The organism is Streptomyces sp. NPDC007084 (assembly GCF_040703595.1).
Taxonomy (GTDB): domain Bacteria; phylum Actinomycetota; class Actinomycetes; order Streptomycetales; family Streptomycetaceae; genus Streptomyces.
On the sequence record NZ_JBEYFY010000046.1, the window covers coordinates 1 to 24,006 of the forward strand.

The following is a 24,006-nucleotide window of genomic DNA, read 5'->3' on the forward strand; positions in this document are numbered from 1 at the left end:
CGACGACGCCCACCGGGACGCGGTAGAGGCGGTTCTCCTTGCCGTCGACCGGCGGGCAGCGGCGGGCGCCTCACGAGGCGCCGTCGCGCACCTTCGCCATCGCCTTGCGGGCCGCCACCAGGACCGGGTCCCAGACCGGCGAGAAGGGCGGCGCGTAGCCGAGGTCGAGGGTGGTCATCTGCTCCACCGTCATACCGGCGGTCAGGGCCACCGCGGCGACGTCCACCCGCTTCGCCGCGCCCTCCCGGCCGACGATCTGCACGCCGAGCAGCCGCCCGGTGCGCCGTTCCGCGAGCATCTTCACCGTCATGGTCTCGGCCCCCGGGTAGTAGCCCGCGCGGCTGGTCGACTCGATGGTGACTGCCTCGAACCGCAGGCCCGCCCGGCGCGCGTCCTTCTCGCGCAGTCCGGTGCGGGCGATCTCCAGGTCGCAGACCTTGCTCACCGCCGTCCCGACCACCCCCGGGAAGGTGGCGTAACCGCCGCCCACGTTGGTGCCGATGATCTGCCCGTGCTTGTTCGCGTGCGTGCCCAGCGCGATGTGCCGCTCGCGCCCCGACACCAGGTCGAGCACCTCGACGCAGTCACCGCCCGCCCAGATGTTCTCGTGGCCGCGGACCCGCATCGCCAGGTCGGTGAGCAGCCCCCCGTGGTCGCCCACGGGCAGCCCCGCCTCCCGGGCGAGCGCCGTCTCGGGACGTACGCCGATCCCGAGCACCACCACGTCCGCCGGGTACTCGGCGTCCTCGGTGACCACCGCGCGGACCCGGCCGTCGTCCCCGGTGAGCACCTTGGTGACCTCGGCGTCGCCGACCATGGTGATGCCGAGGCCCTCCATCGCCTCGTGCACCAGAGAGCCCATGTCCGGGTCGAGCGTGGACATCGGCTCCTCGCCCCGGTTGACGACGGTCACCTCGTACCCGCGCTTGATGAGTGCCTCGGCCATCTCCACGCCGATGTAGCCCGCGCCGACCACCACCGCACGCCGCCCCCGCGTGCTCTCCAGCGTGTCGAGCAGGGCCTGCCCGTCGTCCAGGGTCTGCACGCCGTGCACGCCCGGCGCGTCGATGCCCGGCAGATCGGGCCGCAGCGGCCGCGCGCCGGTCGCGATCACGAGCTTGTCGTACGACGTCCACGCCTCGGTCCCGGTGTCCAGCTCGCGGGAGCGCACCCGGCCGCCGTCGACGTCGATGGCCGTGACCTCCGTCCGCGTCCGCAGGTCGATGTCGCGTTCCCGGTGCTCCTCGGGGGTGCGGGCCACCAGCCGGTCGCGGTCCGGGACGTCACCGCCCACCCAGTACGGGATGCCGCACGCCGAGTACGACGCGAAGTGGCCCCGCTCGAAGGCGACGATCTCCAGCTCCTCCGGCCCGCGCAGCCGGCGCGCCTGTGACGCGGCGGCCATCCCCGCCGCGTCACCCCCGATCACGACCAGCCGCTCCCGGGCCCCGTCCCTACCGCTCGTTCGGCTCATGCTCATGCGAACACGCTACGGGGGCCCGTCATTTCAGTCCCGCTCAGCGCCGCCCGACCGGCCACCCGCGTCGTCCGACCGGCCACCCGCGTCGCCGCCCGGCGCCGGACGCGACGCCGGGACGGCGGCGGGAGGAGAGGCCGGGACGGCGGCCGGAGCCGATGCCGCGACGGGCTCCGGCGCCCTGACCGGCCGCGGGGCCGCTTCCGGGGCCGGTTCCGACGCCCTGGCCGCCGGACGCCGGGAGCGCAGCCGGGGCCGTACGAGGAACAGCCACACCAGCGCGATCAGCCCCGCGCCCGCCGCGAACGGGAGCACCGCGCCGACCGCGAGGGCCAGCCAGCGGACCACGGTGACCAGCACGTTCCAGCCACCCGCGAGCGCGTCCAGGAAGCCCGGCTCGGCGTCCTTCTTCTCCGCCCGCTGCACCGGCGTCCGCGACAGCGACAGCGTGATCGTGGCCAGACTCGTACGGTCCTTCAGCGAGGCCTGCTGGGCGAGCAGCGCCTCCAGGTCGGACTCGCGGCTGCTCAACTCCCCTTCCAGGGCCACCACATCACTCAGCCGGGTCGCCTTGTCCATCAGCTCGCGGACCCGCGCCACGCTCGCCCGCTGCGACGCCACCCGGCTCCCCACGTCCACGACCTGATCGGTGACGTCCTGCGCCTTGGCGGTGCGCTCCATGACCTTGCCGGTGCCCTCCAGGTCCGCGAGCACCTGGTCGTACCGCTCGGTCGGCACCCGCAGGACGACCCGGGTGCGTTCGCGGCCCTCGTCGTCGCGGGTGGTGGCCTCGTCGCCGACATAGCCCCCGGCGTTCTCGGTGGCGGTGCGGGCGTCGTCCAGGGCCCTGGGCACGTCCTTGACCTGGACGGTCAGCGAGGCGGTGCGGATGATGCTGGTCGCGGTCGCCTTCGGAGCGGCGGTGGCCCGGCGGCCGGCCGCGCTGTCACTGCCCGCGGCGCCCGAGTCCGCCGTCCGCGCCCCCGCCTCTTTCGCGCCCGCGGCCGGCGCGTCCGCCTTGTCGTCGGCGCCGCCCGTCGCGCCGGCGCCGCACCCGGCCAGCGCGAGCGAGGCGACGAGCAGCACGCCGGCCAGCGCGCGGAACCGGCGGGAGCGGTGGGCGGACGGTACGGGCCGATCCGGACGTCCTGATGTGAATGTGCGCATGGGCTACCCCCGAAGTGGTGACGACTGACGCTCCTTCGACGCCGGGCCGGTGCCGGACGTTGGCCGATTCCGGTCCCGATGCGGTCACGGTCCGGACGCGAGCCGGACTCGGCCCCGGACCCCGGGCTCCCGGCGGGCGGGCCGGCGGGGTCTGAGAAGGTGGTGACATGCGCGAAGAGGACGTTCGTACGGGTTCGGGACACGTCGTGGTGGTCGGTGGCGGCATCGCGGGCCTCGCCGCCGCCCACCGTCTGCTGGGGCGCGGTCTCCGCGTCACCGTGCTGGAGGCGTCGGACCGTCTCGGCGGCAAGCTGCTGACCGGCGACATCGCCGGCGCGCGCGTGGACCTCGGCGCCGAGTCGATGCTCGCCCGCCGCCCCGAAGCCGTCACCCTCGCCCGCGAGACCGGCCTCGGCGACCGCCTCCAGCCCCCCGCGACCGCCTCCGCCTCGCTGTGGAACCGGGGGGTGCTGCGCCCCATGCCCAAGGGCCATGTCATGGGCGTCCCCGGCAGCGCCTTGGCCCTCGCCGGCGTCCTCTCCGCCGAGGGCCTGCGCCGCGTCGAACGCGATGCCGACCTGCCGCGCACCGAGGTCGGCGAGGACATCGCGGTCGGCGCGTACGTGGCGGCACGCCTCGGCCGCGAGGTCGTCGACCGCCTCGTCGAACCCCTGCTCGGCGGCGTGTACGCGGGGGACGCCTACCGCCTCTCCCTGCGCCTCGCCGTCCCTCAGCTCTACGCCGCCGCCCGCACCCACACCTCGCTCACCGAGGCCGTCCGGGAGATCCAGGCCAAGGCCGCCGCCGCGCGGCAGACCGGGCCGGTGTTCATGGGCATCGAGGGCGGCGTCGGCCGGCTGCCGCTCGCCGTCGCCGAGTCGGTGGTCGCGCGCGGGGGCGAGATCCGCACCGGGACCCCGGTCACCGAACTGCGCAGGACGGCCCCGGCAGGCCAAGCCTCCGCCTCCGCCACCGCCACTGCCTCGACCCCTGCCTCCGCCTCGACCTCCGCCTCCGGTGAGCGACACGGCCCCGGCGCGAGCCAACGCCCCGGCCCCGCCTCCGGGGAAGGGCCCGCCCCCCTCTGGCGGATCGTCGCGGGCGGCCGGGTCCTGCACGCCGACGCGGTCGTCCTCGCCGTCCCCGCCCCGGCCGCCGCCGCCCTGCTGCGCGCCGAGGCCCCCGCCGCCGCGGCCGAGCTGGCCGCCGTCGAGTACGCCTCGATGGCCCTGGTGACCCTCGCCTACCGCAGCGCCGACACCACCAACCTCCCCGAGGGCAGCGGCTTCCTGGTCCCGCCGGTCGACGGGCACACCATCAAAGCCTCGACGTTCGCCTCCCGCAAGTGGGGCTGGATCGCCGGCCAGAACCCGGACCTCACCGTGCTGCGCGCCTCCGTCGGGCGGTACGGCGAGACGGAGGTCCTCGGCCGCCCCGACGCCGACCTCGTCCGGGTGTCCCGGCACGACCTGCGGGAGGCCACCGGCCTCGACGCCCGGCCGGTGGAGACCCGGGTGACCCGCTGGGACGACGGACTGCCCCAGTACCCGGTCGGCCACCACGCGCGCGTGGCCCGCGTCCGCGAGCACGTCGGCAAGCTGCCCGGCCTCGCGGTCTGCGGCGCGGCCTACGACGGCGTCGGCATCCCCGCCTGCATCGCCTCCGCGTACGCCGCGGTGGACGGCCTCGGCGGCGACCGGGACGGCCTGGACGCGCTGCGGGCCGACCCGGTGCGGAGCCCGCACGGCGGAGCGGGAGAATAGCCCCATGAGTGACGACGCCCCCACCACCGAGTCCGGCAGGGTCCCGAACAAGGGCAAGCTGGCCAAGGACCTGAACGAGGTCATCCGCTACACCCTGTGGTCCGTCTTCCGGCTGAAGGACGTACTGCCCGAGGACCGCGCCGGGTACGCCGACGAGGTCCAGGAGCTGTTCGACCAGCTCGCCGCGAAGGACGTCACCGTCCGCGGCACCTACGACGTGTCGGGGCTGCGGGCCGACGCCGACCTCATGATCTGGTGGCACGCCGAGACCAGCGACCAGCTCCAGGAGGCGTACAACCTCTTCCGGCGCACCCGCCTCGGCCGCGCCCTCGACCCGGTCTGGTCGAACATGGCGCTGCACCGGCCCGCCGAGTTCAACCGCTCGCACATCCCGGCGTTTCTCGCCGACGAGACGCCCCGCGACTACGTCAGCGTCTACCCCTTCGTGCGCTCCTACGACTGGTATCTGCTGGCCGACGAGGACCGCCGCCGGATGCTCGCCGACCACGGCAAGATGGCCCGCGGCTACCCGGACGTGCGCGCCAACACGGTCGCCTCGTTCTCCCTCGGCGATTACGAGTGGATCCTCGCCTTCGAGGCCGACGAGCTGTACCGCATCGTCGACCTGATGCGCCACCTGCGCGCCTCCGAGGCCCGGATGCACGTCCGTGAGGAGGTCCCGTTCTACACGGGCCGCCGCAAGGACGTCTCCGAACTGATCGCGGGCCTCGCCTGATCCGCCCCGGCCGGCCCGGGCCACGTGAAAGGCGGGCGTCCCCTCACCGAGGGGGCGCCCGCCTTCGCCGTGTCCGGGCCCGGTCAGGACTTCCGCGCGACCGGCTCCTTGTGCGGGGCGCAGCCGGCGTTCCGCCCGGGGAGCCGCCCCTCCAGCAGGTAGGCGTTCAGATAGCCGTTGACGCACTGGTTGGGGCCGCCGCCGATGCCGTGGGTGCCGGCGCCGTTCTCCGTCACCAGGACCGAACCCCACAGCCGGCGCCGCAACTCCTTGGCCCCCTTGTACGGAGTCGCCGCGTCCCGCTCGGCCGCCAGGATCAGGGTCGGCGGCAGCTCACCGGGCAGCGTCCGTACGTCCAGGGGCCTTTGGCGCGGCACCGGCCAGTACGCGCAGGGCAGGTTCATCCACACGTTGTCCCAGGTCTCGAACGGCGCCACCCGCGCGAGGCGCGTGTTGTCCCGGTCCCAGGTGCGCCAATCGGTCGGCCAGGGCGCGTCGTTGCACTCCACCGCCGTGTAGACCGCCGTGCCGTTCTCCTGCTCGGCCGCCGCCTCCGGATGCGGTCCGGCGATCTGGACCAGCGGCTTGGGGTCGCCCTTCAGATAGGCGGACAGCGCCAGCGCGCGCTGCGGCCAGTAGTCGTCGTAGTAACCGGCCTCCAGGAACGCCCCCTGGAGCTGCGCCGGTCCGACCTTGCCGCCGGCGGGCGCGGCGGCGAGCTGGGCGCGCGCCTTCTCGTAGGAGTGCAGCACCTCCTCGGGGGTGTTGCCGAGCCCGTACACGTCGTCGTGGCGGGCGATCCAGGCGCGGAAGTCCCTCCAGCGGCCCTCGAACGCGGCCGACTGGTCGAGGTTGTTGCGGTACCAGATCTGCCGGGGGTCCGGGTTGACCGCCGAGTCGAAGACCATCCGCCGCACGTGCGAGGGGAACAGCGTCGCGTACAAGGCACCGAAGTACGTCCCGTACGACGCGCCCATGAACGTCAGCCCGCGCTCCCCGAGTCCGGCGCGCAGCACGTCCAGGTCGCGGGCGTTGTTGAGCGAGGTGTAGTGGCGCAGCGCCTCCCCGGCCCGCTGTGCGCAGCCGCGCGCGTACGCCTTCGCCTCCGCGATCCTCTCCCGCTTGTACGACTCGGAGGGGAACGTCGGCGACTGCGAGGGCGCCTTCAGGAAGCGCTTCGGGTCCTGGCAGGACAGCGGCGCGGAGCGGTCGACACCGCGCGGGGCGTAGCCCACCAGGTCGTAGGCCGCGCCGATCGGCTTCCACTCGGGGAGGAAACCGATCAGCGGGAAGTACATGCCGGACGCGCCGGGACCGCCGGGGTTGTAGACGAGGGCGCCCTGCCGGGGCACCTTGCGCTTGGGGTTCCCGGCGTCCTTGCCGGTGGCCTTCACCCGGCTGACGGTCAGTTTGATCCGCTTGCCGTCCGGCCGCGCGTAGTCCAGCGGCACGGTGACCGTGCCGCACTGGACGTTGCCGGGCAGCCCCTCCACCTTGGGGCACGCCCCGAAGCGGATGCCGGTGGCCGCCGCCCGCTCCGCCGCGACGGCGGTGCCGCGCGCCTCCGCCGAGGCCGCTCCGGTCCCGTCCGGCCAGGCGGTGGTGCCGCCGGCCGGCGCGGCGACGAGGGCCGTCAGCAGCAGGGACCCCGCGGTTCCGTGGAGGACGGCAGCTCTCATCGCGAATCCCTTCGGCGCACGGCAGCGACAGAAGGATGGTTCGTTCGCCGGTCGGCGAAGTAAAGCACCGGCCGCCGGTGTCGGCGTCAATGACCCCGATGCGCCCCCGGGGGCGCCCGTCAGCCCCCCGCCGCGCGGTCCGCGCCGCGGTCCCGGTGGGCCAGCGCCGCCCGCAGGTCCGGTTCGCCGATCGCCCGGACACCGCGGACGGCGACCGAGGTCAGATACGTACGGTCGTCGGCGGTGTCGTCGGAGTGCCGGGCGAGGGTGCCGAGCAGCCGCTGTCCGGCGGGGGAGGCCCACCGCGTGTACGGGTGCACCTCGATCCGGGCGATCGCGAGGCAGCTCAGGGTCAGCACGAGGGGCAGCGCGAACCAGACGGCCACCGGCACCCCGTCCCCGGTGCCCTGGCCCGGCAGCAGCACCGCCACGACGGCCAGCGCGAGGACCGCGGCCGAGGCCGCCTGGACCTGGCGGACGGCGCCCGCGACCGTGGTGCGGGCTCCGTCGGGCACGGCGAGCCCGGCCGCGACCAGGCGGTCCGCGAGCCGGCGCACCGAGTCCGCGGCAGCGGCGGCGGCCCGCACCGGCGCTATCCGGGACTGGCCCTCCGGGCCGATGGCCCCGAGCACCGAGCGCTCCATGTCGTCGCGCCCGCGCGGGTCCACCACCGTCGCCCAGCCGGTGTGCGCGAGCAGCAGCCGGCGCTGCCGGGCCATCGACACCAGGGTCAGATCGGCCACCCGCGCCGGACCGCCGGACAGGAACGCCGCCTCGTACAGCGTCAGCTCGCGCGCGCCCGCCACGTCCGCGTCGACGGTCGCGGCGCGTACGGCGGCCAGGCACAGCCGTGTGCACGAGATACCGGCCGCGGCCCAGGCCGGCAGCAGGAGAAGGACCCAGAACATGGCGTGTTTCTATGCGAAGCGCGCGGCGGGCGCCATGCCTTATTCACTATGTGGACGGAGCGTCGTGGGTCTGTGACGTTCCGCTCGGCCTGGTGGGGCGAGGTGCGTGCGGCGCGGGTCGGCGGATGCCGGCCGGTGCGCTCAGGGAGTCGACGTGGGCCGGGGGCGCGTCGCGGGCGGCGGGAGCGGATAGCCGGAGGACGGGGTCACCGGTACGGGTGGCCGCGGTGACTCGGTCGGGCCGGGCGGCGCGGGGGAGGCGGTGAGCGGCGGCGGGCTCGCGGTCGCGGCGTCCTCGGCCAGCGCGTCGAAGTCGACGTAACCGGTCGCCTCCAGCACCTTGATGTGGTCGAGCACGGTGGTGTTCGCGTCGTCGGCGAGATCGCGCACCAGCGAGTTGCGGGTGTTCGCGCGGACCTGGGCGACCACCGCGAAGACCTTGCCGTGCGCCTTGCGCAGGATGTTCGCGAAGTCCCGGTCGTAGGTGGTGCCGTGGGCCGCGTTCAGGGTGGCCAGCCAGCCCTGCTGCTGCGGGTTCGGCTGGTTGGGCAGTTCCAGGCCGAGCCGGGCGGCGACGCCGCGGACCCGGGCGTCGAGGAACGTGTGGCCCTCGATGAGGTGTTCGCCCGCCGTCCGTACGGCCTGGGTGGTGCCGCGCTCCTGGGCCTGCTGGCCGGCGGGCAGTTCCCACAGCCCGGCCAGCCGGACCTTGGTGACGAATTCCCGGTCCAGGGCCGACAACGGGCCGTATCGCGTCGCCACGGTCTGCGCGTTCAGGGTGTCGAGTCCGGTACCGGAGCGGTCCGCGTACGACCAGATCGGAAAGGCCAGCGCGGCGAGGGTCGCCAGGAGGGCGGTGATGATGAGCCCTGTTCCGCTGACCAATCCGGAGCGGTTGATGGATCGCATGGTGCCTCCTGTTACGGCACCGCACGCTAATGCGCTTCGCGTGCGGGTTGGCATGCTACTGCGGGGGCTACGCCAACTGCCGTACGGGAAGACCGGGTTGCGGGGAGGGTGGTAGGCGCCGGTTGTGGTGGTTCGCGCCTACGTCAGACCTCCCCGAACCCATAGGAAACGGACGCACACATCACCTTCACAAGAGGTGGTGTTAGTCCGGGCACACTCCACGGGCCCCGCCCGCCCCACCGCCCTCCCTCGGCCTCAGCGGCGCAGCAGCACCCTGCGGGTCGCGCGGGCCAGCCGGGCCGCCGGGCGCCGGGACAGCGGGGCCGGCCCCGACCGCTCCAGCCACCAGTCGCGCAGCAGCCGCGTCTCGGTGCTCTCCGGGAGCCCGGCGAGCAGCAGGTGCTCGGCGAAGTCCAGGGCGTCGCGCCGGTAGCCGCCGGTCATGGGGTGGCCCTGCGCGTACGCCAGGAAGGCGGGCCGGTACACCTCCGCGAGGATCTCCGGCAGTTCGGGGGCGACCTTGGCGACCACGTCCGCCCGCTTGGCGGCGAGGGAACGGGCCTGCACCCCGAGCCGGACCCCGTCGAACCCCTCGGGCGCCGGGGTCCCGGCGACCAGCGCCGACAGCAGGGCGGCCTGCGCTAGCCCCAGCCGCTGCCGGGCGGCGTCCTCGGCGGCCGGGCCGGGGCCGGTGTCCTGCCTGGCCGCGCCGACCGCGTCGGGGCCGTTGACCGGCGTGACCTCGCCGGGGCCGGCGTCCGGCGCGGCCGGGGTGGCGGGGGCGGTGTCCGGCGTGGCGGGAGAGGTGGGGCCGGTGTCCGGTGCCGTGCCGGTATCTGCGCTCACCCCGGGTGTGGTCCTCCCCGCGGACGTGCCGCCCCGCAGGCCCGCCCCGGCCGTCGCCCGCGCCTCGGCGCGGGTCACCGTGCTCCGGATCGCGGCCAGTTCCCGTTCCAGCTCGGCGGGGTCGGGGAAGTTCTCGTCGCGTTCCAGGAGGACCCCGGGCGGGGCGACCCGGGACGCGAGGTCCGCGAGGATGTCCAGCACGGGTCCGGGGACCGGGTGGGCGTGGCTGTCGTGCCAGACGCCGTCCCGTTCGAAGCCGCCTGCGACGTGGACGTAGGCGATGGCCTCGACGGGGAGTTCGTCCAGCGCCTTGGCCGGGTCCTCGCCCCGGTTGACGTGGTTGGTGTGCAGGTTGGCGACGTCGACGAGCAGCCGTACCCCGGTGCGGTCGGCGAGTTCGTAGAGGAACTGCCCTTCGGTCATCTCCTCACCGGGCCAGGAGAACAGCGCGGCGATGTTCTCCACGGCGAGCGGTACGGGCAGCGCGGCCTGCGCGGCACGGACGTTCGCGCACAGGACGTCCAGCGCGTCCCGGGTCCTCGGCACCGGCAGCAGGTGGCCGGCCTCCAGGAGCGGCGAGGCGGTGAGCGGTCCGCCCGCCCGGACGAACGCGATGTGCTCCGTGACGAGCGGCGACCCCAGCGCCTCCACCCGCTCGGCGAGCGCGGTGAGCCGGGACTCGTCGGGGCGGTCGGCGCCGCCGAGGCCCAGCGAGACGCCGTGCGGTACGACGGTGACACCCCGTTCGCGGAGCCGCAGCAGCGACTCCGGAACGTGGCCGGGGCACACGTTCTCCGCCACGGCCTCGACCCAGTCGATGCCGGGCATGCGCTCCACGGCCTCGGCGATCTCCGGCCGCCATCCGATTCCGGTCCCCAGCCGCCTCGGCTGCTGCATGTCCCCTCCTTCGTCACGGTGCCCGTCCGGCTTGCCTGTGTGTCGTCTCCTCACGACGGCGCGTCCCCCGGTGTGACCGTGTCATGGCCCAGCGGGCGCGCGCCGAACCCACCGGAGCGGACGTTCAGAGCAACATTTGAGGTTCGGGCCGCCGCCCGGAGTGCGCCGGCGCCGGGCCCGCCGCCCGGGTCTCCGGGCCCGACGGGCACTGAGGGACCGAGGGGTCTTGGGACCAAGAGGCTGAGAGGCCGAGAGGCCGAGAGGCTAGCGGAGCACGTTGTCGGGGTCGGAGGGCTCCGGGCGGGCGGTGTTCACCTCGCCGGGCGGCTGCGGGGACGGGGTCGACGACACCTCGACGCCGGCGCGCGGGCGGACGGGCGGGGCGGAGGCCACCGGCTCGCCGATGGTCGGCGGCGGCGGACCGGTGGGGCTGGCGGTCGACGCCCCGGCCGTGTCGTTGGCGATGGCGTCGAAGTCCACCTCGCCGGTCTTCTCCAGCACGGTGATGTGGTCGAGCACGGTCACGTTGGCGTCACTGGCCAACTGGCGGACGAGCGAGTTGCGCGTGCTGTTCCGGACGGCGCCGATGGCGGGGAAGATCTTGCCGTGCGCGGCGCGCAGCAGGTTCGCGAACTTGCGCTCGTACTCCTTGCCGCTCGCCGCCGTCAGCTCCTGGAGCCAGCCCTGCTGCTGCTCGTTCGGCTGGTTGGGGAGTTCCACGTTGAGCTGGGCGGCGACGATCCGCACCCGCTTGTCGAGGTCGGTGTGCCCGACGATCAGATGGTCGCCGGCCTCCTTGACCGCCTTGGTCGGCGCGCGCTCGATGGCCTGCTGTCCGGCGGGCAGCTCCCACAGTCCGGCCAGCCGCACCCGGACGATCAGGTCGCGGTCCGAGGCGGAGAGCGGACCCCAGCGGGTGTTCACCGTGCCGGCGGCGAGGTTCGCCTGACCGGTGCCCGAGCGGTCGGCGTACGACCAGACGGGGAACGCGAGCGCGCCGAGGGTGGCGACGAGCGCCGCGATGACGAGGGCGCTGCCGTTGATACGCCGCAAGGGTGCCTCCTGGAACGAGCCGACTGGCCGCTGGGAACCGGTACTTGGCCAGTACTTGGTGATACGCGGGGGAGGGCTTTGCCGTTCAGCGGCGGAGCGAGGACATGTCCGGTCCGGCGGGACCTTCGTTCAAGGACTGGTATCGCCAACTTCCGTTTCTCTACTATGTATTGACCGTCGGGCCTGTCCCTTGGCGCGACACTGATCTGGGGGAAAGATGCAGCCTGACCAGCAGTTGTCCACGGCGATCAACGCCACCGTGCCCACGGCCGCACGCATGTACGACCACTATCTCGGCGGCAAGGACAACTACGCCGCGGACCGGGCGGCGTGCGAGGAGCTGGACAAGGTCGTTCCGAGCACCCGCGCGCTGGCGCTGAACAACCGCCGCTTCCTCCAGCGGGTGGTGAAGACCCTCGCCGACGGCTACGGGATCCGGCAGTTCCTGGACCACGGGTCCGGCCTGCCCACGCAGAACAACGTGCACCAGGTCGCCCAGCAGGTCGACGAGTCCTGCCGGGTCATCTACGTCGACAGCGACCCGATGGTGCTGGTGCACGGGAGGGCCCTGCTGGACCAGAACGACCGGACCGCCGTCATACACGCCGACCTGCGCGAGACGGAGCAGATCTTCTCGCACCCCGACACCGAGCGGCTGATCGACTTCTCCCAGCCGGTGGCCGTGCTGTTCAACTCGGTGTTCCACTGCATCCCGGACAGTGACACGGACGGGCCCCTCGCCGTGATCGAGCGGGTCTCGGCGCGGCTCGCCCCGGGCAGCTTCATGGTGATGTGCCAGCTGGTCAGCGAGGACCCCGAGGTCCGCAAGTTCGTCACCGACTTCATGGACACCGCGACGCAGGGACACTGGGGCCGGGTGCGCCAGGAGAAGGACGTGGAGGCGTTCTTCGACGGGATGGACATCCTGGAGCCCGGGCTCGTGGAGGTGTCCACCTGGCGTCCGGACAACGAGGTGGTGGCGCGTCAACTCACCCAGGAGTGGATCGAGTTCGGCGGCGTAGGCCGCATCCGCTGACCGGGGAGCCGCGGGCTCCGGCGTACGGCGCCGGGGCCCGCACCGTCATGCCCGCGTGCCGTAGCGCCGCTCCATCGTCTCGCGCAGCAGCGTCAGGGACTCGCGCGGGCTGAGGGCCTCGTCGGCGAGCCGGTCGAGCACCACTCGGTACTCCTCCGTCTCGTCGCGGTCCTCAAGGAAGTTGGCGCTCCTGATGTGCTCCAGGTAGACCACGTCGGGCAGTTCGGCGCCGCCGAAGCGCAGATAGGTGACCGGGATGGCCGGTGCCGACGCGTTCGTCACGTCCAACGGCACGACCTGCACGATCACATGAGGGCGCGCGGCCATCTCGATGAGGTGCGCCAACTGCTCGCGCATCACCTCGGGGCTGTCGAGGACGCGCAGCAGCACGGACTCGTCGACGACCGCCCACAGATGCGGCGCGTCCACCCGGTCGAGCAGGTTCCGCCGCCGCATCCGCAGCTCCACCCGGCGCTCGACCTCGCCGGCCGGCGCCGTCGGCAGACCGCGCCGTATGACCGCCCGGGTGTAGTCCGGGGTCTGCAACAGGCCCGGCACATACTGGATCTCGAAGGTACGGATGGTGGTGGCCGCCTCCTGGAGCCCGACCAGCCGGTCGAACCACTCGGGCATCAGCCGCTTGTCGTAGCGCTGCCACCAGCCGGGCTCACCGGCCCGCTGGAGCAGCCGCAGCAGGACGGACACCTCGTAGTCGTCGGTCCCGTACAGGCCGAGGAGGGAGCGGACGTCGGCCTCCGTGGGAGGCTTGCGGCCCTTGCCCGCCTCGATCCGCGACAGCTTCGCCGGGCTGAACCCGAGGGCCCGCGCCGCCTGTTCCTGGGAGAGGCCGGCGTCCTCACGGGCACCCGCGAGCTGAACGCCGACCAGCATCTTCAGCAGAGTGGGCGCGGGCTCGGGCCGACTCAGATACGGTTCGAGGCGAGAGACGCGGGGTGACTCGACAGACATCCTGGCTCCCAGTCGACCGGCAGAAGACAGCCCAAATTATCGCACCACGGCGGCCTTTGCCGCATGCCTGGGCAGAAGTGGGTGACCACTCCTCCGCTTTGCGGCGCCGGGTCCGGAATCCCTCGGGGTCCGGTACCCGGCACCCGGGTCCGTGGCGCGTAAGTCCTGTGACAGAGACGTCCGTTCAGATGAGGTGGTCGAATTCGCCATCCTTCGCACCGGCCAGGAAGGCGGCCACCTCCGCCGGGGTGTAGACGAGCGCGGGCCCTTCCGGGTCACGGGAGTTGCGCACCGCGATACCCCCTTCGGCCAGGCCGGCCACCTCGACACAGTTTCCTTCGGCGTTGCTGTGGCTGCTCTTGATCCAGTGAGCTGCCAGGTCGCTCGCCCGCACACCGTTCGGCACCGATCGCACCACGCACTCTCCTTGCTGACGTTCCACCACGTGAACTCCCGGCCCTCCGGCGTCTCGGACGCGGCCGGACCTCACATGGCTTGATCCTTCCCTTCCGCCTCCGTGCAATTTCTCGTGCAATTGCACGACGGCGCTGTCGGGGTGGATACTAGCGGCGGCGCCAACATCCTTGCCAGCGTCAGGTACTGACGTTGTCTCAGGGAGCGCCCGCGCGGTGCGGGCCAGGGACCGGTATGCCGACCGGTCACCACCCGGCACTGTCCGACGCCTTCGGAGGGAGCGGAAATGGCAACACCACTCGAGAATCTGGCACGGGTGTCGTGGGACGAGATCAAGGACTCCAGCGGCTCCGCTCAGGCCATCCCGTTGCTGCTCGACGCCATCGCCTGGGGTGACGAGGCGACGGCCCGGACAGCACTCCGCGACCTGCGGGAACGAATCTGCCAGTACGGCTTCGTGGTCGAACAGGCCACCGCCGCGACGGTCCCCTTCCTGTGGGAGCTGCTCGAACTCCCGCAGGTCACCTGCCGGGTGCAGATCGCCCAGCTCCTGAAGGACATCGCCGACGCCCGCCAGTGGGAGCGCACCGCCCGCGCCTACCCCAAGCTGCTCAACCGCCGCGAGAACTACGTGGGCTGGGAGCGCGAGGCCCGTCAGGCCGTCCGCGCCCGCCGCGGCTCCCTTCAGCACCTGCTCGACGAGCCGGACACCGAACTCGTCCGGGCCACCGCCGAACTCGCCTCCGCCCTGGCCGACTGAGCCGCGCCACCGGCACCGGAGTCACCCCTCGGGCAGCGACCTCACTCCGGAAGCGCCGTCCCGAGTACCGACCTCACCCGGTGAGCGCCCGCCGCCCTCACCGCTTGACCGGACGCCCTCACCGCTCGAGTGACGTCTTCACCGCTTGAGTGAACGCCTCACCGCTTGAGCGCCCGTACGCGGTCCACGCCCTCGACGGCGACGGTCTCGCCCGGTGCGATCTCCGTGAAGCCCGCGTCGCGCACCAACGGCCCGTCCCCCCGCATGAGTTCGTCCCAGTGGGCGTCCTCCGCGGTGCGTACGGTGAGCGGGAAGCCGGCGTCCCGCCAGGCCTTCTTCTCCTCGTCCGACAGTTCCCACCAGGTCAGCTGGGCGCCATGGCCCGTCTGCGCCATCGTCTTGCCGGCGGACATGTCGAGGCGCGGGTTCAGCCACAGCACGGGCGCCTGCGGGTCGGCCGCTCCCGGCGGCTCGGGGTCGTCCAGATCCGTCCCCGAGACCTGGAGCCGGGCCAGATCCCTGGGCCAGCCGTCCAGCGGCACCGGCGGGAAGACCCGCACCTCGGCGGAGCGACCGGTCACCGTGATGCCGGGCAGCGCCTCGGCCCGCCGCCACTCGGCGCCGCGCGCCCGCCGCACCACCTTGCGGATCCGGGCGTCCTGCCAGTCCTTCATGGCCCGCGCCCACTCGCCGTCCCCGAGCGACCGCTCGTCGCTCAGGATCGTCAGCACCGCCCGGGCCGACGTCTCCAGCGCGTCGGTGCGCGCCGGGGGAGCCGCCCGCTCGATGCGCACGACCAGCGGCAGCACGAACTGCGGCGCCGCGTCACGCGCGGTGGGCTCGGAACGGAAGGGGCTGTCGCCGCCGGGGGTCACATCGCTGCTCACGACCCCAAGTCTGCCAGGCCCAAGATCCGCCCCGGCCGGACGGACCGGGCGGACAGCTCGTCGGACCGGCCGGACGGCCATGGTTCTCTTCCGGTCACCCCGAGCAGGCGGTGCGCTGGGCCTCCTGCCACTCGCAGACGGGGCACAGCGTGACACCCCGGTGCGACTCCGGGTACTCGGTGGGCTCGCGGCACAGCACGCACTCCGCGTACGGCGGACCCGCGTCGCCCGCCGCCGCGAGGTCGCGGGACTCCCCGCCGGGCCCGTCCGCGCCGGTGGCGCAGTAGTCGTCGCTCATGCCACCAGCGTACGGACGAGGACCGGGCGGCCGGAAACACGGGAGAGGCGCCGAGCCGGGGAGCCGAGCGCGTCAGTGCCGGCCGGCGGAGGCGCCGATCAGCTCCGACACCTTCACGAACCGGAAGCCCTTCGCGCGCAGCGCGGGCACGATCGTGTGCAGCGCCCGCTCGGTCACCGGGGCCGCGCTGCGCGTGCAGTGCATGACGACCACGGAGCCGGGCCGCACCCCGTCGAGGACCTGCCGCGCCACGGCGTCGGCGTCCGTCGCGAACGCGTCACCGCTCACCACGTCCCACTGCACGGCGGTGACACCGGCCGCGCTGAGCGTCCGCAGCGACCGCTGGTCGTAGCACCCGCCGGGAAAGCGGAAGTACGGCATCGCGTCCGGCACACCGGCCCGCTTGAACGCGGCGTAGGCCCGCTCCACGTCCGCCCGCATCTTGTCCTCGGACACGGTCGGCAGGCCGTAACAGTCCTTGGTGAAGGCGTAGTGGCTGTACGAGTGGTTGGCGATCTCGAACTGCGGGTCCCGCCCGATGTCCCGGGCCTCGCGCGGGTACTGGTCGGCCCATCTGCCGGTCATGAACACGGTCGCGGGGACCTTGAACGACCGCAGGGTGGCGATCAGCTCCGGGTTGTCGAAATGCTCCCCGGCCGCCGCCCGCGGCCCCTCGTCGGCGGTCATGTCGGCGTCGAACGTCAGCGCGACCGTCTTGTCCCGGGTGCGCGGGCCGTTCTCGAAGACGGGCGTCAGACCGGCCGGCCCGGGCGCGAGCGTGGGCGGGCGCGAGGGGGCCGGGCTGCTGGCGGGCGCGTGGTGCCCCTGGCGGGCGGCGTGCGGCGCGGCCGGGCCCCCGCACGCGGCGAGTGCGGCGGCGAGGGCTCCGAGGGCGCAGGTCACGGCGATACTCCGTACGGAAAGGATCACCGTATGACGATATGGACGGAAGTGTGATCAAACGTTCGTCATGACGGTGTGGCGCCCGTTTCCGGCCGTGACGTCACCCGGCTGGGGCCGCGCCTGGGCCCGTCTCGCCGGTGAGGAGCAGCCGACGGCACTCCTCCACGTCGAAGTCCGCCTTCGGGTACTGCGGGTCCAGGGCCTCCAGGTGCTCCTGGAGGAGTCGGCCCACGGCCCAGTTGCGGTACCACTTGCGGTCGGCGGGCACCAGGAACCAGGGCGCGCCCGGCGTGGAACAGCGGTCGAGGGCGATCTCGTACGCCTTCTGGTAGGCGGGCCACGCGGCGCGCTCGGTGATGTCGCCCGGGTTGAACTTCCAGTACTTCTCGGGGTTGTCGAGGCGGGCCAGCAGACGGCGCCGCTGCTGCTCGTACGAGACGTGCAGGAAGCACTTCACGACGGTGATCCCCTCGGCGGCGAGGGACTCCTCGAAGCGGTTGATCTCGCCGTAGCGGCGGGCGATCTCCTTGCGCGGGGCCAGCTCGCGCACCCGGCCGATCAGGACGTCCTCGTAGTGCGAGCGGTCGAAGATGCCGATCTCGCCGGGTTCGGGGAGCGCCCGCCTGATCCGCCAGAGGAAGGGGTGCTTGCGCTCCTGCGGGGTGGGCGCCTTGAACGACCGGATCCGGCAGCCGGAGGGGTTGAACAGGCCGATCACGTGCTTGACGACACCCCCCTTGCCGCTGGTGTCCATGCCCTGGAGGATCAGCAGGACCCGCCGCTGGTCACCCGCCGTGCTCGCCGCCCACAGGCGTTCCTGGAGGTCGGCGAGGGGTTCGGCCATCCGGGCGGTGGCGGCCAGACCGGCCGCCTTGTCGTGCGGTCCGCCGGGGGTGGCCGCGGCGTCGTACGCGGAGAGGTCCACGCCCTGTCCGCCGGGGACGCGCAGCAGCTCCCGCAGCCGGGCGGGCGGCCTCGCCTCGCCCTCCGCGCCGCCGTGCTTCCCGTGGTGCTTCTTGCCGTCCTTCTTGCCGTGCGCCTTGCCGTGCTTCCCGCCGTCCTTCGTGTCGTGCCCTGTGCCGTGCTTCTTGGCCACCGCGCGCCCCTTCCGGCCGTGTTCCTCGATGGTGCGCCGGGTGTCCGGGGCCCGCTACCCGTCCCATGGGGGCGGCCGGCCCGGTCACCGCGTGCCCGCAGCGGGTGCCCCGAGCCGTACGGGGTCAGTCCAGCGGCTCCTCACGGAGTTCCTCGGGCAGCTCGTCCGGTTCCCGGGACTCCGGCAGCCTGCCGGGCACCTCCAGGTCCCCGAAGGCGCCCGGGATCCCGAGCCCGTCGGTGTCGCCGAAGACGTCCGGCACGCCGAGCCCCTCCGGCAGCCTGGCGGCCCCGTCCGGCCGGTCCGGCTCCTTCGTCCCCTCGGTGACCTGCTGGGCGTCCATCGGCGGCGGCGTCTCGCGCGGCCGTCGCGACTGCTGCTCCGGGGCGACCGGGGGCTGCCCGGCCTGGGCCCGTTCGAGGAAGCGGAGGAGTTCGACGGGGAAGGGGAGGACGAGGGTGGAGTTCTTCTCGGCGGCGACGGCCACCACGGTCTGGAGCAGCCGCAGTTGGAGGGCGGCGGGCTGTTCCGACATCACTTCGGCGGCCTGGGCGAGTTTCTTCGAGGCCTGCAACTCGGCGTCCGCGTTGATGATCCGGGCGCGGCGTTCGCGGTCGGCCTCGGCCTGGCGGGCCATGGAGCGTTTCATCGTCTCGGGCAGGGAGACGTCCTTGATCTCGACGCGGTCGATCTGCACGCCCCAGCCGATCGCCGGGCTGTCGAGCATCAACTCCAGCCCCTGGTTGAGCTTTTCGCGGTTGGACAGCAGGTCGTCCAGGTCGCTCTTGCCGATGATCGAGCGCAGCGAGGTCTGGGCCATCTGGGAGACCGCGAACCGGTAGTCCTCGACCCGGATGACGGCGTCGGCGGCGTCCACCACCTTGAAGTAGACGACCGCGTCCACCCGGACCGTCACGTTGTCCCGGGTGATGCCCTCCTGGGCTGGCACCGGCAGCGTCACGATCTGGATGTTGACCTTCCGCAGCCGGTCCACGAACGGCACGACCATGGTGAAGCCGGGACCACGCACGTCTCCGGCGAGCCGCCCGAGGCGCAGCACCACACCCCGCTCGTACTGTTTGACGACCCGGGCCGCCGCCGCGACGTAGACCACTCCGGCAGAGCCCGCGACCGCGATCGCCGCGATGATTTCCTCGACCATGACGACCCCCTTCCGAGTCGTCCGAGCGGGCGGCCCTCTTCCGGGCCGTCCGTTTCGTCTCACACATCCAGGTTACGTCGCCGGTCCCGCGTACCCGCCGGGCCGCCGCTCGGCCCCCTGACGGCTCCCGACGGCTCCCCGGACGGGATCGGCCGGGCCCGCCACGCGGCGGACCCGGCCGAAGGCCACCCTCACCGGCGGATCAGATGTCGGGGGTGACCCGCACCGGCTCGGTCCCGGCGGCGCTGTGCCGCGCCGACCAGGTCTCCAGCGCGGACCGGCACGCGTGGTCGAGGTGGTGCACGCCGGAGAGGTTCAGCTCGACGGGACGGTCCTGCGGCAGCGCCTCCAGACTGTCGAGGATCTTCGGCAGCCGCAGGAAGGTGGCGTTGCCCGACAGGTACACCTGCACGGGACCCGCTCCCTTGTCTATGACGTCGAGCCGCACGTGCGAGGCCTCCCACGCCGTCTTCGCGACCGCCAGCGCCAGCCCGATCAGCACGCCCTCGAACATGCTGACGGCGACGATCGACACGGCCGTGACGACGAGGATCAGCGCCTCGCCCCGGTGCTTCCGCCACAGCGCCACCAGCTCGCGCGACGGGATCAGCTTCCAGCCCGCGTGCACCAGGACGCCCGCGAGGGCGGGCAGCGGGATGACCCCGAGCGCGGCAGGCAGCAGCGCCGCGAACAGCAGCAGCCAGACGCCGTGCAGCACCCGGGACGCCCTGGTGCGCGCCCCCGCCCGGACGTTCGCCGCGCTGCGCACGATCACGGCGGTCATCGGCAGCGCCCCGAGAAGCCCGCAGACCGTGTTGCCCGCGCCCTGCGCCATCAGCTCCTTGTCGTACGCGGTCCGCGGGCCGTCGTGCATCCGGTCCACGGCCGCCGCGCTGAACAGCGACTCGGCGGAGGCGATCAGGGTGAAGGCGAGGATCGTGCCGAGCAGCCCGACCGTCGCTAGCTCGCGGAAGGCGTCGAGGGGCGGCGGCTGGACCGAGCCCAGCAGCCCCCGGACCTCGACCGTGGCGACGGGCAGACCGAGGGCCGGTACGGCGAGGGTGGCCAGGAGGACCGCGCCGAGCGCCGCCGGAACGGCGCGCACCCGGCGGGGCAGCCGCGGCCACAGGACGAGCACGGCGACCGTGCCGGCGCCGAGCCCGAGCGAGGCCAGCGCCTCCGGGTCCCGGACGGCGTCGGCGAGCGCCCCCGGCAGACCGGTGAGCTTGTCCACGCCGGACGCCGGCGCGGTCAGCCCCGCCATCGCGTAGAGCTGGCCCGCGATCAGGACGAGCCCGATGCCCGCGAGCATCCCCTCGACGACCGAGAGGGAGATCGCCCGGAACCAGCGCCCCAGTTTCAGGGCGCCCATGAGGAGTTGGAGCAGACCGGTGGCGAGCACGATCACGCCGAGCGCGGGCAGACCGTACGCCCGCACCGCCTCGAAGACCAGTACGGTCAGGCCGGCCGCCGGGCCCGACACCTGAAGGCTGCTGCCGCGCATCATGCCGGTGACGACGCCGCCCACGATGCCGGTGACCAGGCCGATCTCGGCCGGCACCCCGGAGGCGACCGCGACGCCGACACACAGCGGCAGGGCGACCAGGAAGACGACGACGGAGGCGGCGAAGTCCTGCCGCAGATGGGGGAATCGGGCGGGGAGGCTTCCGAGGCCGGGCTTTCGGGCCGGGCCTTCGGGGGTGTGGGGGCGGGTCATCGGGCGCCTCACAGCGCTTCGAAGGTGTCGGTGTCCGGGCGGTGTTCGAGCACCGCGCCGGTGTGGACCTCGTAGTACCAGCCGTGCAGCCGGACCCGACGGTCCGTCAGGGCCCGTTCCACACAGGGGTACGAGCGCAGCCGCAGCAACTGGGTCCGCACGTGGTGCCGTACGGCCTCCGCGACGGCCGGGTCCTCGTCCGGCGCGTCGGCGAGGGCGGCGGCCTGGGCGAGCCAGTCGCGGACGGCCGGGACGGCGGTGAGGTCCTCGCCGCGCACCAGGGCGCCGACGGCACCGCAGTGCGAGTGGCCGCAGACCACGATCTCGCGGACGCCGAGCACCTCCACCGCGTACTCGACGGTGGCGGCCTCGGCGGACGGCCGGCCGAGGACGTAGGGCGGGACGATGCCGCCCGCGGTGCGCAGCTCGAAGAGCTGGCCGGGGCGGGCACCGGTGATCAGGGCCGGTACGACCCGGGAGTCGGAGCAGGTGACGAACAGGGCCTGCGGGGACTGGCCTTGGGCGAGCGAGGCGAAATCCTCGGGCCGCCGGCCGAAGGAGCGGGCATGGTCGATGAGAGGCTGCATGTCGGTTCCTCCTGGCGCGCCCTCGGGGCGCGTCGGTGTGCTGAACAGAGCGTGGGGGGAGGTGCTCTGCTCAGCAGCGGAAGACCTGGAGTCCCGCGGGGGAGTGCGCGGTCGAGGCTCTGGACGTGTCCGGGTGCGCGGCGCGCAGCGGGGCCGGCCCGAGACCGGCGGCCGGGTCGCTCTCCCGCGGCGCGAGCACCGGCGGTCCTGGAGTGAGGTCCTCGTCGTGGACGCGCCGCCGGATTCCCTGCGCGGGCGCCACCTTGTGGGGGTGTTCGGTCTCGGCGCAGGCGACGAGTTCGCCCCGGTGCGCGGACGCGAACGACTCGGCGGGGGCGAGGGGTTGCAGGCTCAGCAGGACGGCGGCGAGCATCACGAACAGGGTCCGGGCCGTCGTACCTCGGAACATACGCCCCCCTCCCGGCCGCTCACCCATGGCACCAGTCAGCTTCGGGCGTCAGATTAACGGCCGGAGCCGTTTGCGGGGTTAACTGCGCGTTTCGTGCCGCGAGAGCGCCCGAAAGGGGGCGGGCGGTTGGCGCGAACCCGCTCCCCGCCGGATCATGCTCAGCCTTTCGGGTCCGCCACGAGCCCCTTGGCGTCACGGGCCAGCGCGGTGAGGCGGGAGATCGCGCGGAAGTACTTCTTGCGGTAGCCGCCGTTCAGCATCTCCTCGCTGAACAGCCGGTCGAAGGGTTCCCCGGAGGCGAGGACCGGCACCTCGCGGTCGTACAGCCGGTCCGCGAGCACCACGAGCCGCAGCGCCGTCGACTGGTCGGGGACGGGCCGCACGTCGGTGAGGCAGACCGCCCGGAGCCCGTCGGTCAGGGCGCCGTAGCGGCTCGGGTGCACCCGGGCCAGGTGCTCCAGCAGGTGCGGGAAGTCGTCCAGGGACGCGCCCTCGGTGGCGTATGCCGCCTTGGTGACCTGCTCCTCGGAGAACGGCGCCGGTGCCTCGGGCAGCCCGCGGTGCCGGTAGTCCTCGCCGTCGATGCGCAGCGGCCGGAAGTGCGCGGACAGGCCCTGGATCTCGCGCAGGAAGTCGGCGGAGGCGAAGCGGCCCTCACCGAGCTTGCCCGGAAGGGTGTTCGACGTGGCGGCGAGCGCGACACCCGCGTCGACCAGCTTGCCGAGCAGGGTCGAGACGAGGACGGTGTCGCCCGGGTCGTCCAGCTCGAACTCGTCGATGCACAGGAGGCGGTGCCCGGACAGGGTCTGCACGGTCTTCTGGAAGCCGAGCGCGCCGACCAGGTTGGTCAGCTCCACGAAGGTGCCGAACGCCTTGAGGGCGGGCTCGGCGGGGGTCGCGTGCCACAGCGAGGCGAGCAGATGGGTCTTGCCGACGCCGTACCCGCCGTCGAGGTAGACGCCCCGGGGGCCGGCCGGGGTCTTCGGCGCCTTGCCGAAACCGAACAGCTTCCGCTTGGCGCCGCCCATGGCGTGCGCCCCGCCCAGCCCGGCGGCGAAGGCCTCGAGGACGGCCACCGCCTCGGTCTGGGTCGGCTGGTTCGGGTCCGGGATGTACGTGGCGAAGCGCACCGAGTCGAAGCGCGGCGGCGGCACCATCTCGGCGACGAGCCGGTCGGCGGGCACGTGCGGCTCGCGGGCGCACAGGGACAGGGGGGCCGCTTCGGCTATCGGGTCGATCCCGGAGGCGGTGGGTGAGGACGACACGGTCACCCACTCTAGGCCCTGCCGTCATGTCCCCGTCGTTCGCCCGGAGGAGGGCGAGCCAGGTCCCTGTCGTTCGCCCGGAGGAGGGCGAGCCAGGTCCCTGTCGTTCGCCCGGAGCGGGCCGGGCCGTGTCCCTGTCGTTCGCCCGGAGGAGAGCCGGCCCGGTGCGGCGAGAGCGCGCGCGTGGGTGTCGACGGGCGGACGGGGACGTGACGGCGGGACGGTCTGAGCGCCGTGCCACACTGCACGTCATGCGACGCCTGTTCCCCGTGACCCACGAAACAGCAGCCCAGGCCTCCGGCGGGGCCCCCGGGGCGGACGCGACGGAGCGGGAGTGGGGGCTCGGGGAACTGGCCGAGGCCTACGCCTACCCCGAAGCCGACGGACCCTGGCTGCGCGCCAACATGGTCTCCACGCTCGACGGCGCCGCCCAGCACGACGGGCGCTCGCAGCCCATCTCCGGCGCCACCGACATGCGGGTCTTCGGCGTTCTGCGGGGTCTCGCGGATGTCGTCCTGGCCGGTGCGGAAACGGTACGCCAGGAGGGTTACCGGCCCGCCCGCGCGCGGGAGGCCTTCGCGGCGCTGCGGGAGGCGGCGGGCCAGGGCCCTGCGCCCGCCATCGCGGTCGTCAGCGCGAGCCTCGACCTGGACTTCTCGCTGCCGCTGTTCACCTCGCCCCTGGTGCCCACGCTGGTCCTGACCGGCGCGGCGGCCCCCGCGGACCGGATCGCGGCGGCGAAGAAGGCGGGCGCCCGGGTGGTGATCGCCGGCGAGGGCGCGGGAGTGGACCCGGCCCGCGCGGTACGGGCCCTCGGCGATCTCGGCCACCGGCGGCTGCTGACCGAGGGCGGGCCCCGGCTGCTGGGTCAGTTCATCGGGGCCGGGGTGCTCGACGAGCTGTGTCTGACGCTGTCCCCGATGCTCACCGCCGGTGACGCCCAGCGCGTCGCGGGAGGGCCCGCGGTGCCGCTGCCGCGCCGGTTCGAACTGGTGTCGCTGTTGGAAGAGGACGGCTTTCTGTACAGCAGATACCGCCGGCCTTGAACGGCGGCACCGACGCGAAGCC

The 24,006-nt window shown here is 73.4% G+C and carries 23 protein-coding genes; 5 read left to right on the forward strand and 18 right to left on the reverse strand.

Features of this window, described 5'->3' with window-relative positions; translation table 11 throughout:
* Positions 1–70 precede the first annotated feature (70 nt).
* Both AB0912_RS27460 and AB0912_RS27465 read right to left on the reverse strand, forming a co-directional pair.
* On the reverse strand, positions 71–1,480 hold the full coding sequence (locus tag AB0912_RS27460; RefSeq protein ID WP_366704345.1) for an FAD-dependent oxidoreductase: 1,410 nt from the start codon (positions 1,478–1,480) through the stop codon (positions 71–73).
* 27 nt (positions 1,481–1,507) lie between these two features.
* The gene (locus tag AB0912_RS27465) at positions 1,508–2,644 is read right to left on the reverse strand and encodes a DUF4349 domain-containing protein (RefSeq protein ID WP_366704347.1); all 1,137 of its coding nucleotides are present in this window, start codon (positions 2,642–2,644) and stop codon (positions 1,508–1,510) included.
* Positions 2,645–2,811: 167 nt separating this feature from the next.
* Here AB0912_RS27465 and hemG point away from each other — a divergent pair, with 167 nt between their 5' ends.
* Complete coding sequence (hemG, locus tag AB0912_RS27470) at positions 2,812–4,407, forward strand: protoporphyrinogen oxidase (RefSeq protein WP_366704349.1); 1,596 nt, start codon at positions 2,812–2,814, stop codon at positions 4,405–4,407.
* 4 nt (positions 4,408–4,411) lie between these two features.
* Positions 4,412–5,143: a hydrogen peroxide-dependent heme synthase gene (gene hemQ, locus AB0912_RS27475; RefSeq protein ID WP_366704351.1), complete on the forward strand. Its 732-nt coding sequence runs from the start codon at positions 4,412–4,414 to the stop codon at positions 5,141–5,143.
* 83 nt (positions 5,144–5,226) lie between these two features.
* Here hemQ and AB0912_RS27480 read toward each other — a convergent pair whose 3' ends face one another.
* From AB0912_RS27480 to AB0912_RS27500, 5 genes are all read right to left on the reverse strand, one after another.
* Entirely contained in the window at positions 5,227–6,822 is a 1,596-nt protein-coding gene (locus tag AB0912_RS27480; protein WP_366704353.1) for an alpha/beta hydrolase, read from the reverse strand.
* Between the two features lie 119 nt (positions 6,823–6,941).
* Entirely contained in the window at positions 6,942–7,730 is a 789-nt protein-coding gene (locus AB0912_RS27485) for a TIGR04222 domain-containing membrane protein (protein WP_366704355.1), read from the reverse strand.
* Between the two features lie 141 nt (positions 7,731–7,871).
* Positions 7,872–8,639: a DUF4142 domain-containing protein gene (locus tag AB0912_RS27490; protein WP_366704357.1), complete on the reverse strand. Its 768-nt coding sequence runs from the start codon at positions 8,637–8,639 to the stop codon at positions 7,872–7,874.
* Between the two features lie 255 nt (positions 8,640–8,894).
* Positions 8,895–10,382: a DUF692 domain-containing protein gene (locus AB0912_RS27495; protein WP_366704359.1), complete on the reverse strand. Its 1,488-nt coding sequence runs from the start codon at positions 10,380–10,382 to the stop codon at positions 8,895–8,897.
* A 264-nt stretch (positions 10,383–10,646) separates the two neighbouring features.
* Positions 10,647–11,435, reverse strand: coding sequence for a DUF4142 domain-containing protein (locus AB0912_RS27500; protein ID WP_366704361.1), 789 nt, complete (start codon positions 11,433–11,435; stop codon positions 10,647–10,649).
* Between the two features lie 217 nt (positions 11,436–11,652).
* Here AB0912_RS27500 and AB0912_RS27505 point away from each other — a divergent pair, with 217 nt between their 5' ends.
* Entirely contained in the window at positions 11,653–12,471 is an 819-nt protein-coding gene (locus tag AB0912_RS27505; protein WP_366704363.1) for an SAM-dependent methyltransferase, read from the forward strand.
* Between the two features lie 45 nt (positions 12,472–12,516).
* On the opposite strand, the gene AB0912_RS27510 is transcribed toward AB0912_RS27505, so the two are convergent.
* Together AB0912_RS27510 and AB0912_RS27515 are read right to left on the reverse strand one after the other, a co-directional pair.
* Entirely contained in the window at positions 12,517–13,440 is a 924-nt protein-coding gene (locus AB0912_RS27510; protein WP_366704365.1) for a helix-turn-helix transcriptional regulator, read from the reverse strand.
* A gap of 184 nt (positions 13,441–13,624) precedes the next feature.
* A complete protein-coding gene (locus AB0912_RS27515; RefSeq protein ID WP_366704426.1) occupies positions 13,625–13,855 on the reverse strand; it encodes a DUF397 domain-containing protein in 231 nt (76 codons plus the stop codon).
* Between the two features lie 285 nt (positions 13,856–14,140).
* Between AB0912_RS27515 and AB0912_RS27520 the strand changes: the two genes are divergently transcribed.
* Positions 14,141–14,614: a hypothetical protein gene (locus tag AB0912_RS27520; protein WP_366704367.1), complete on the forward strand. Its 474-nt coding sequence runs from the start codon at positions 14,141–14,143 to the stop codon at positions 14,612–14,614.
* A gap of 158 nt (positions 14,615–14,772) precedes the next feature.
* Here AB0912_RS27520 and AB0912_RS27525 read toward each other — a convergent pair whose 3' ends face one another.
* The 9 genes from AB0912_RS27525 to zapE form a co-directional block, all read right to left on the reverse strand.
* Positions 14,773–15,501, reverse strand: coding sequence for a peptidyl-tRNA hydrolase (locus AB0912_RS27525; protein WP_366704369.1), 729 nt, complete (start codon positions 15,499–15,501; stop codon positions 14,773–14,775).
* A 94-nt stretch (positions 15,502–15,595) separates the two neighbouring features.
* Complete coding sequence (locus AB0912_RS27530) at positions 15,596–15,799, reverse strand: hypothetical protein (protein WP_366704371.1); 204 nt, start codon at positions 15,797–15,799, stop codon at positions 15,596–15,598.
* Positions 15,800–15,871: 72 nt separating this feature from the next.
* A complete protein-coding gene (locus AB0912_RS27535; RefSeq protein WP_366704373.1) occupies positions 15,872–16,729 on the reverse strand; it encodes a polysaccharide deacetylase family protein in 858 nt (285 codons plus the stop codon).
* A 73-nt stretch (positions 16,730–16,802) separates the two neighbouring features.
* Positions 16,803–17,663, reverse strand: a complete 861-nt coding sequence (locus tag AB0912_RS27540; protein WP_366704428.1) for a PPK2 family polyphosphate kinase — start codon at positions 17,661–17,663, stop codon at positions 16,803–16,805.
* Between the two features lie 259 nt (positions 17,664–17,922).
* Positions 17,923–18,960 carry a slipin family protein gene (locus AB0912_RS27545; RefSeq protein WP_366704375.1) on the reverse strand — a complete coding sequence of 346 codons (1,038 nt, stop codon included), beginning with the start codon at positions 18,958–18,960 and terminating at the stop codon, positions 17,923–17,925.
* A 202-nt stretch (positions 18,961–19,162) separates the two neighbouring features.
* On the reverse strand, positions 19,163–20,677 hold the full coding sequence (locus tag AB0912_RS27550; protein WP_366704377.1) for a SulP family inorganic anion transporter: 1,515 nt from the start codon (positions 20,675–20,677) through the stop codon (positions 19,163–19,165).
* Positions 20,678–20,685: 8 nt separating this feature from the next.
* On the reverse strand, positions 20,686–21,264 hold the full coding sequence (locus AB0912_RS27555) for a carbonic anhydrase (RefSeq protein WP_366704379.1): 579 nt from the start codon (positions 21,262–21,264) through the stop codon (positions 20,686–20,688).
* 70 nt (positions 21,265–21,334) lie between these two features.
* A complete protein-coding gene (locus tag AB0912_RS27560; RefSeq protein ID WP_366704381.1) occupies positions 21,335–21,673 on the reverse strand; it encodes a hypothetical protein in 339 nt (112 codons plus the stop codon).
* A gap of 158 nt (positions 21,674–21,831) precedes the next feature.
* Complete coding sequence (zapE, locus tag AB0912_RS27565) at positions 21,832–22,938, reverse strand: cell division protein ZapE (RefSeq protein ID WP_366704383.1); 1,107 nt, start codon at positions 22,936–22,938, stop codon at positions 21,832–21,834.
* A gap of 251 nt (positions 22,939–23,189) precedes the next feature.
* On the opposite strand from zapE, the gene AB0912_RS27570 reads away from it, so the two are divergent.
* Positions 23,190–23,984: a pyrimidine reductase family protein gene (locus AB0912_RS27570; protein WP_366704385.1), complete on the forward strand. Its 795-nt coding sequence runs from the start codon at positions 23,190–23,192 to the stop codon at positions 23,982–23,984.
* The last annotated feature ends 22 nt before the right edge of the window (positions 23,985–24,006 follow it).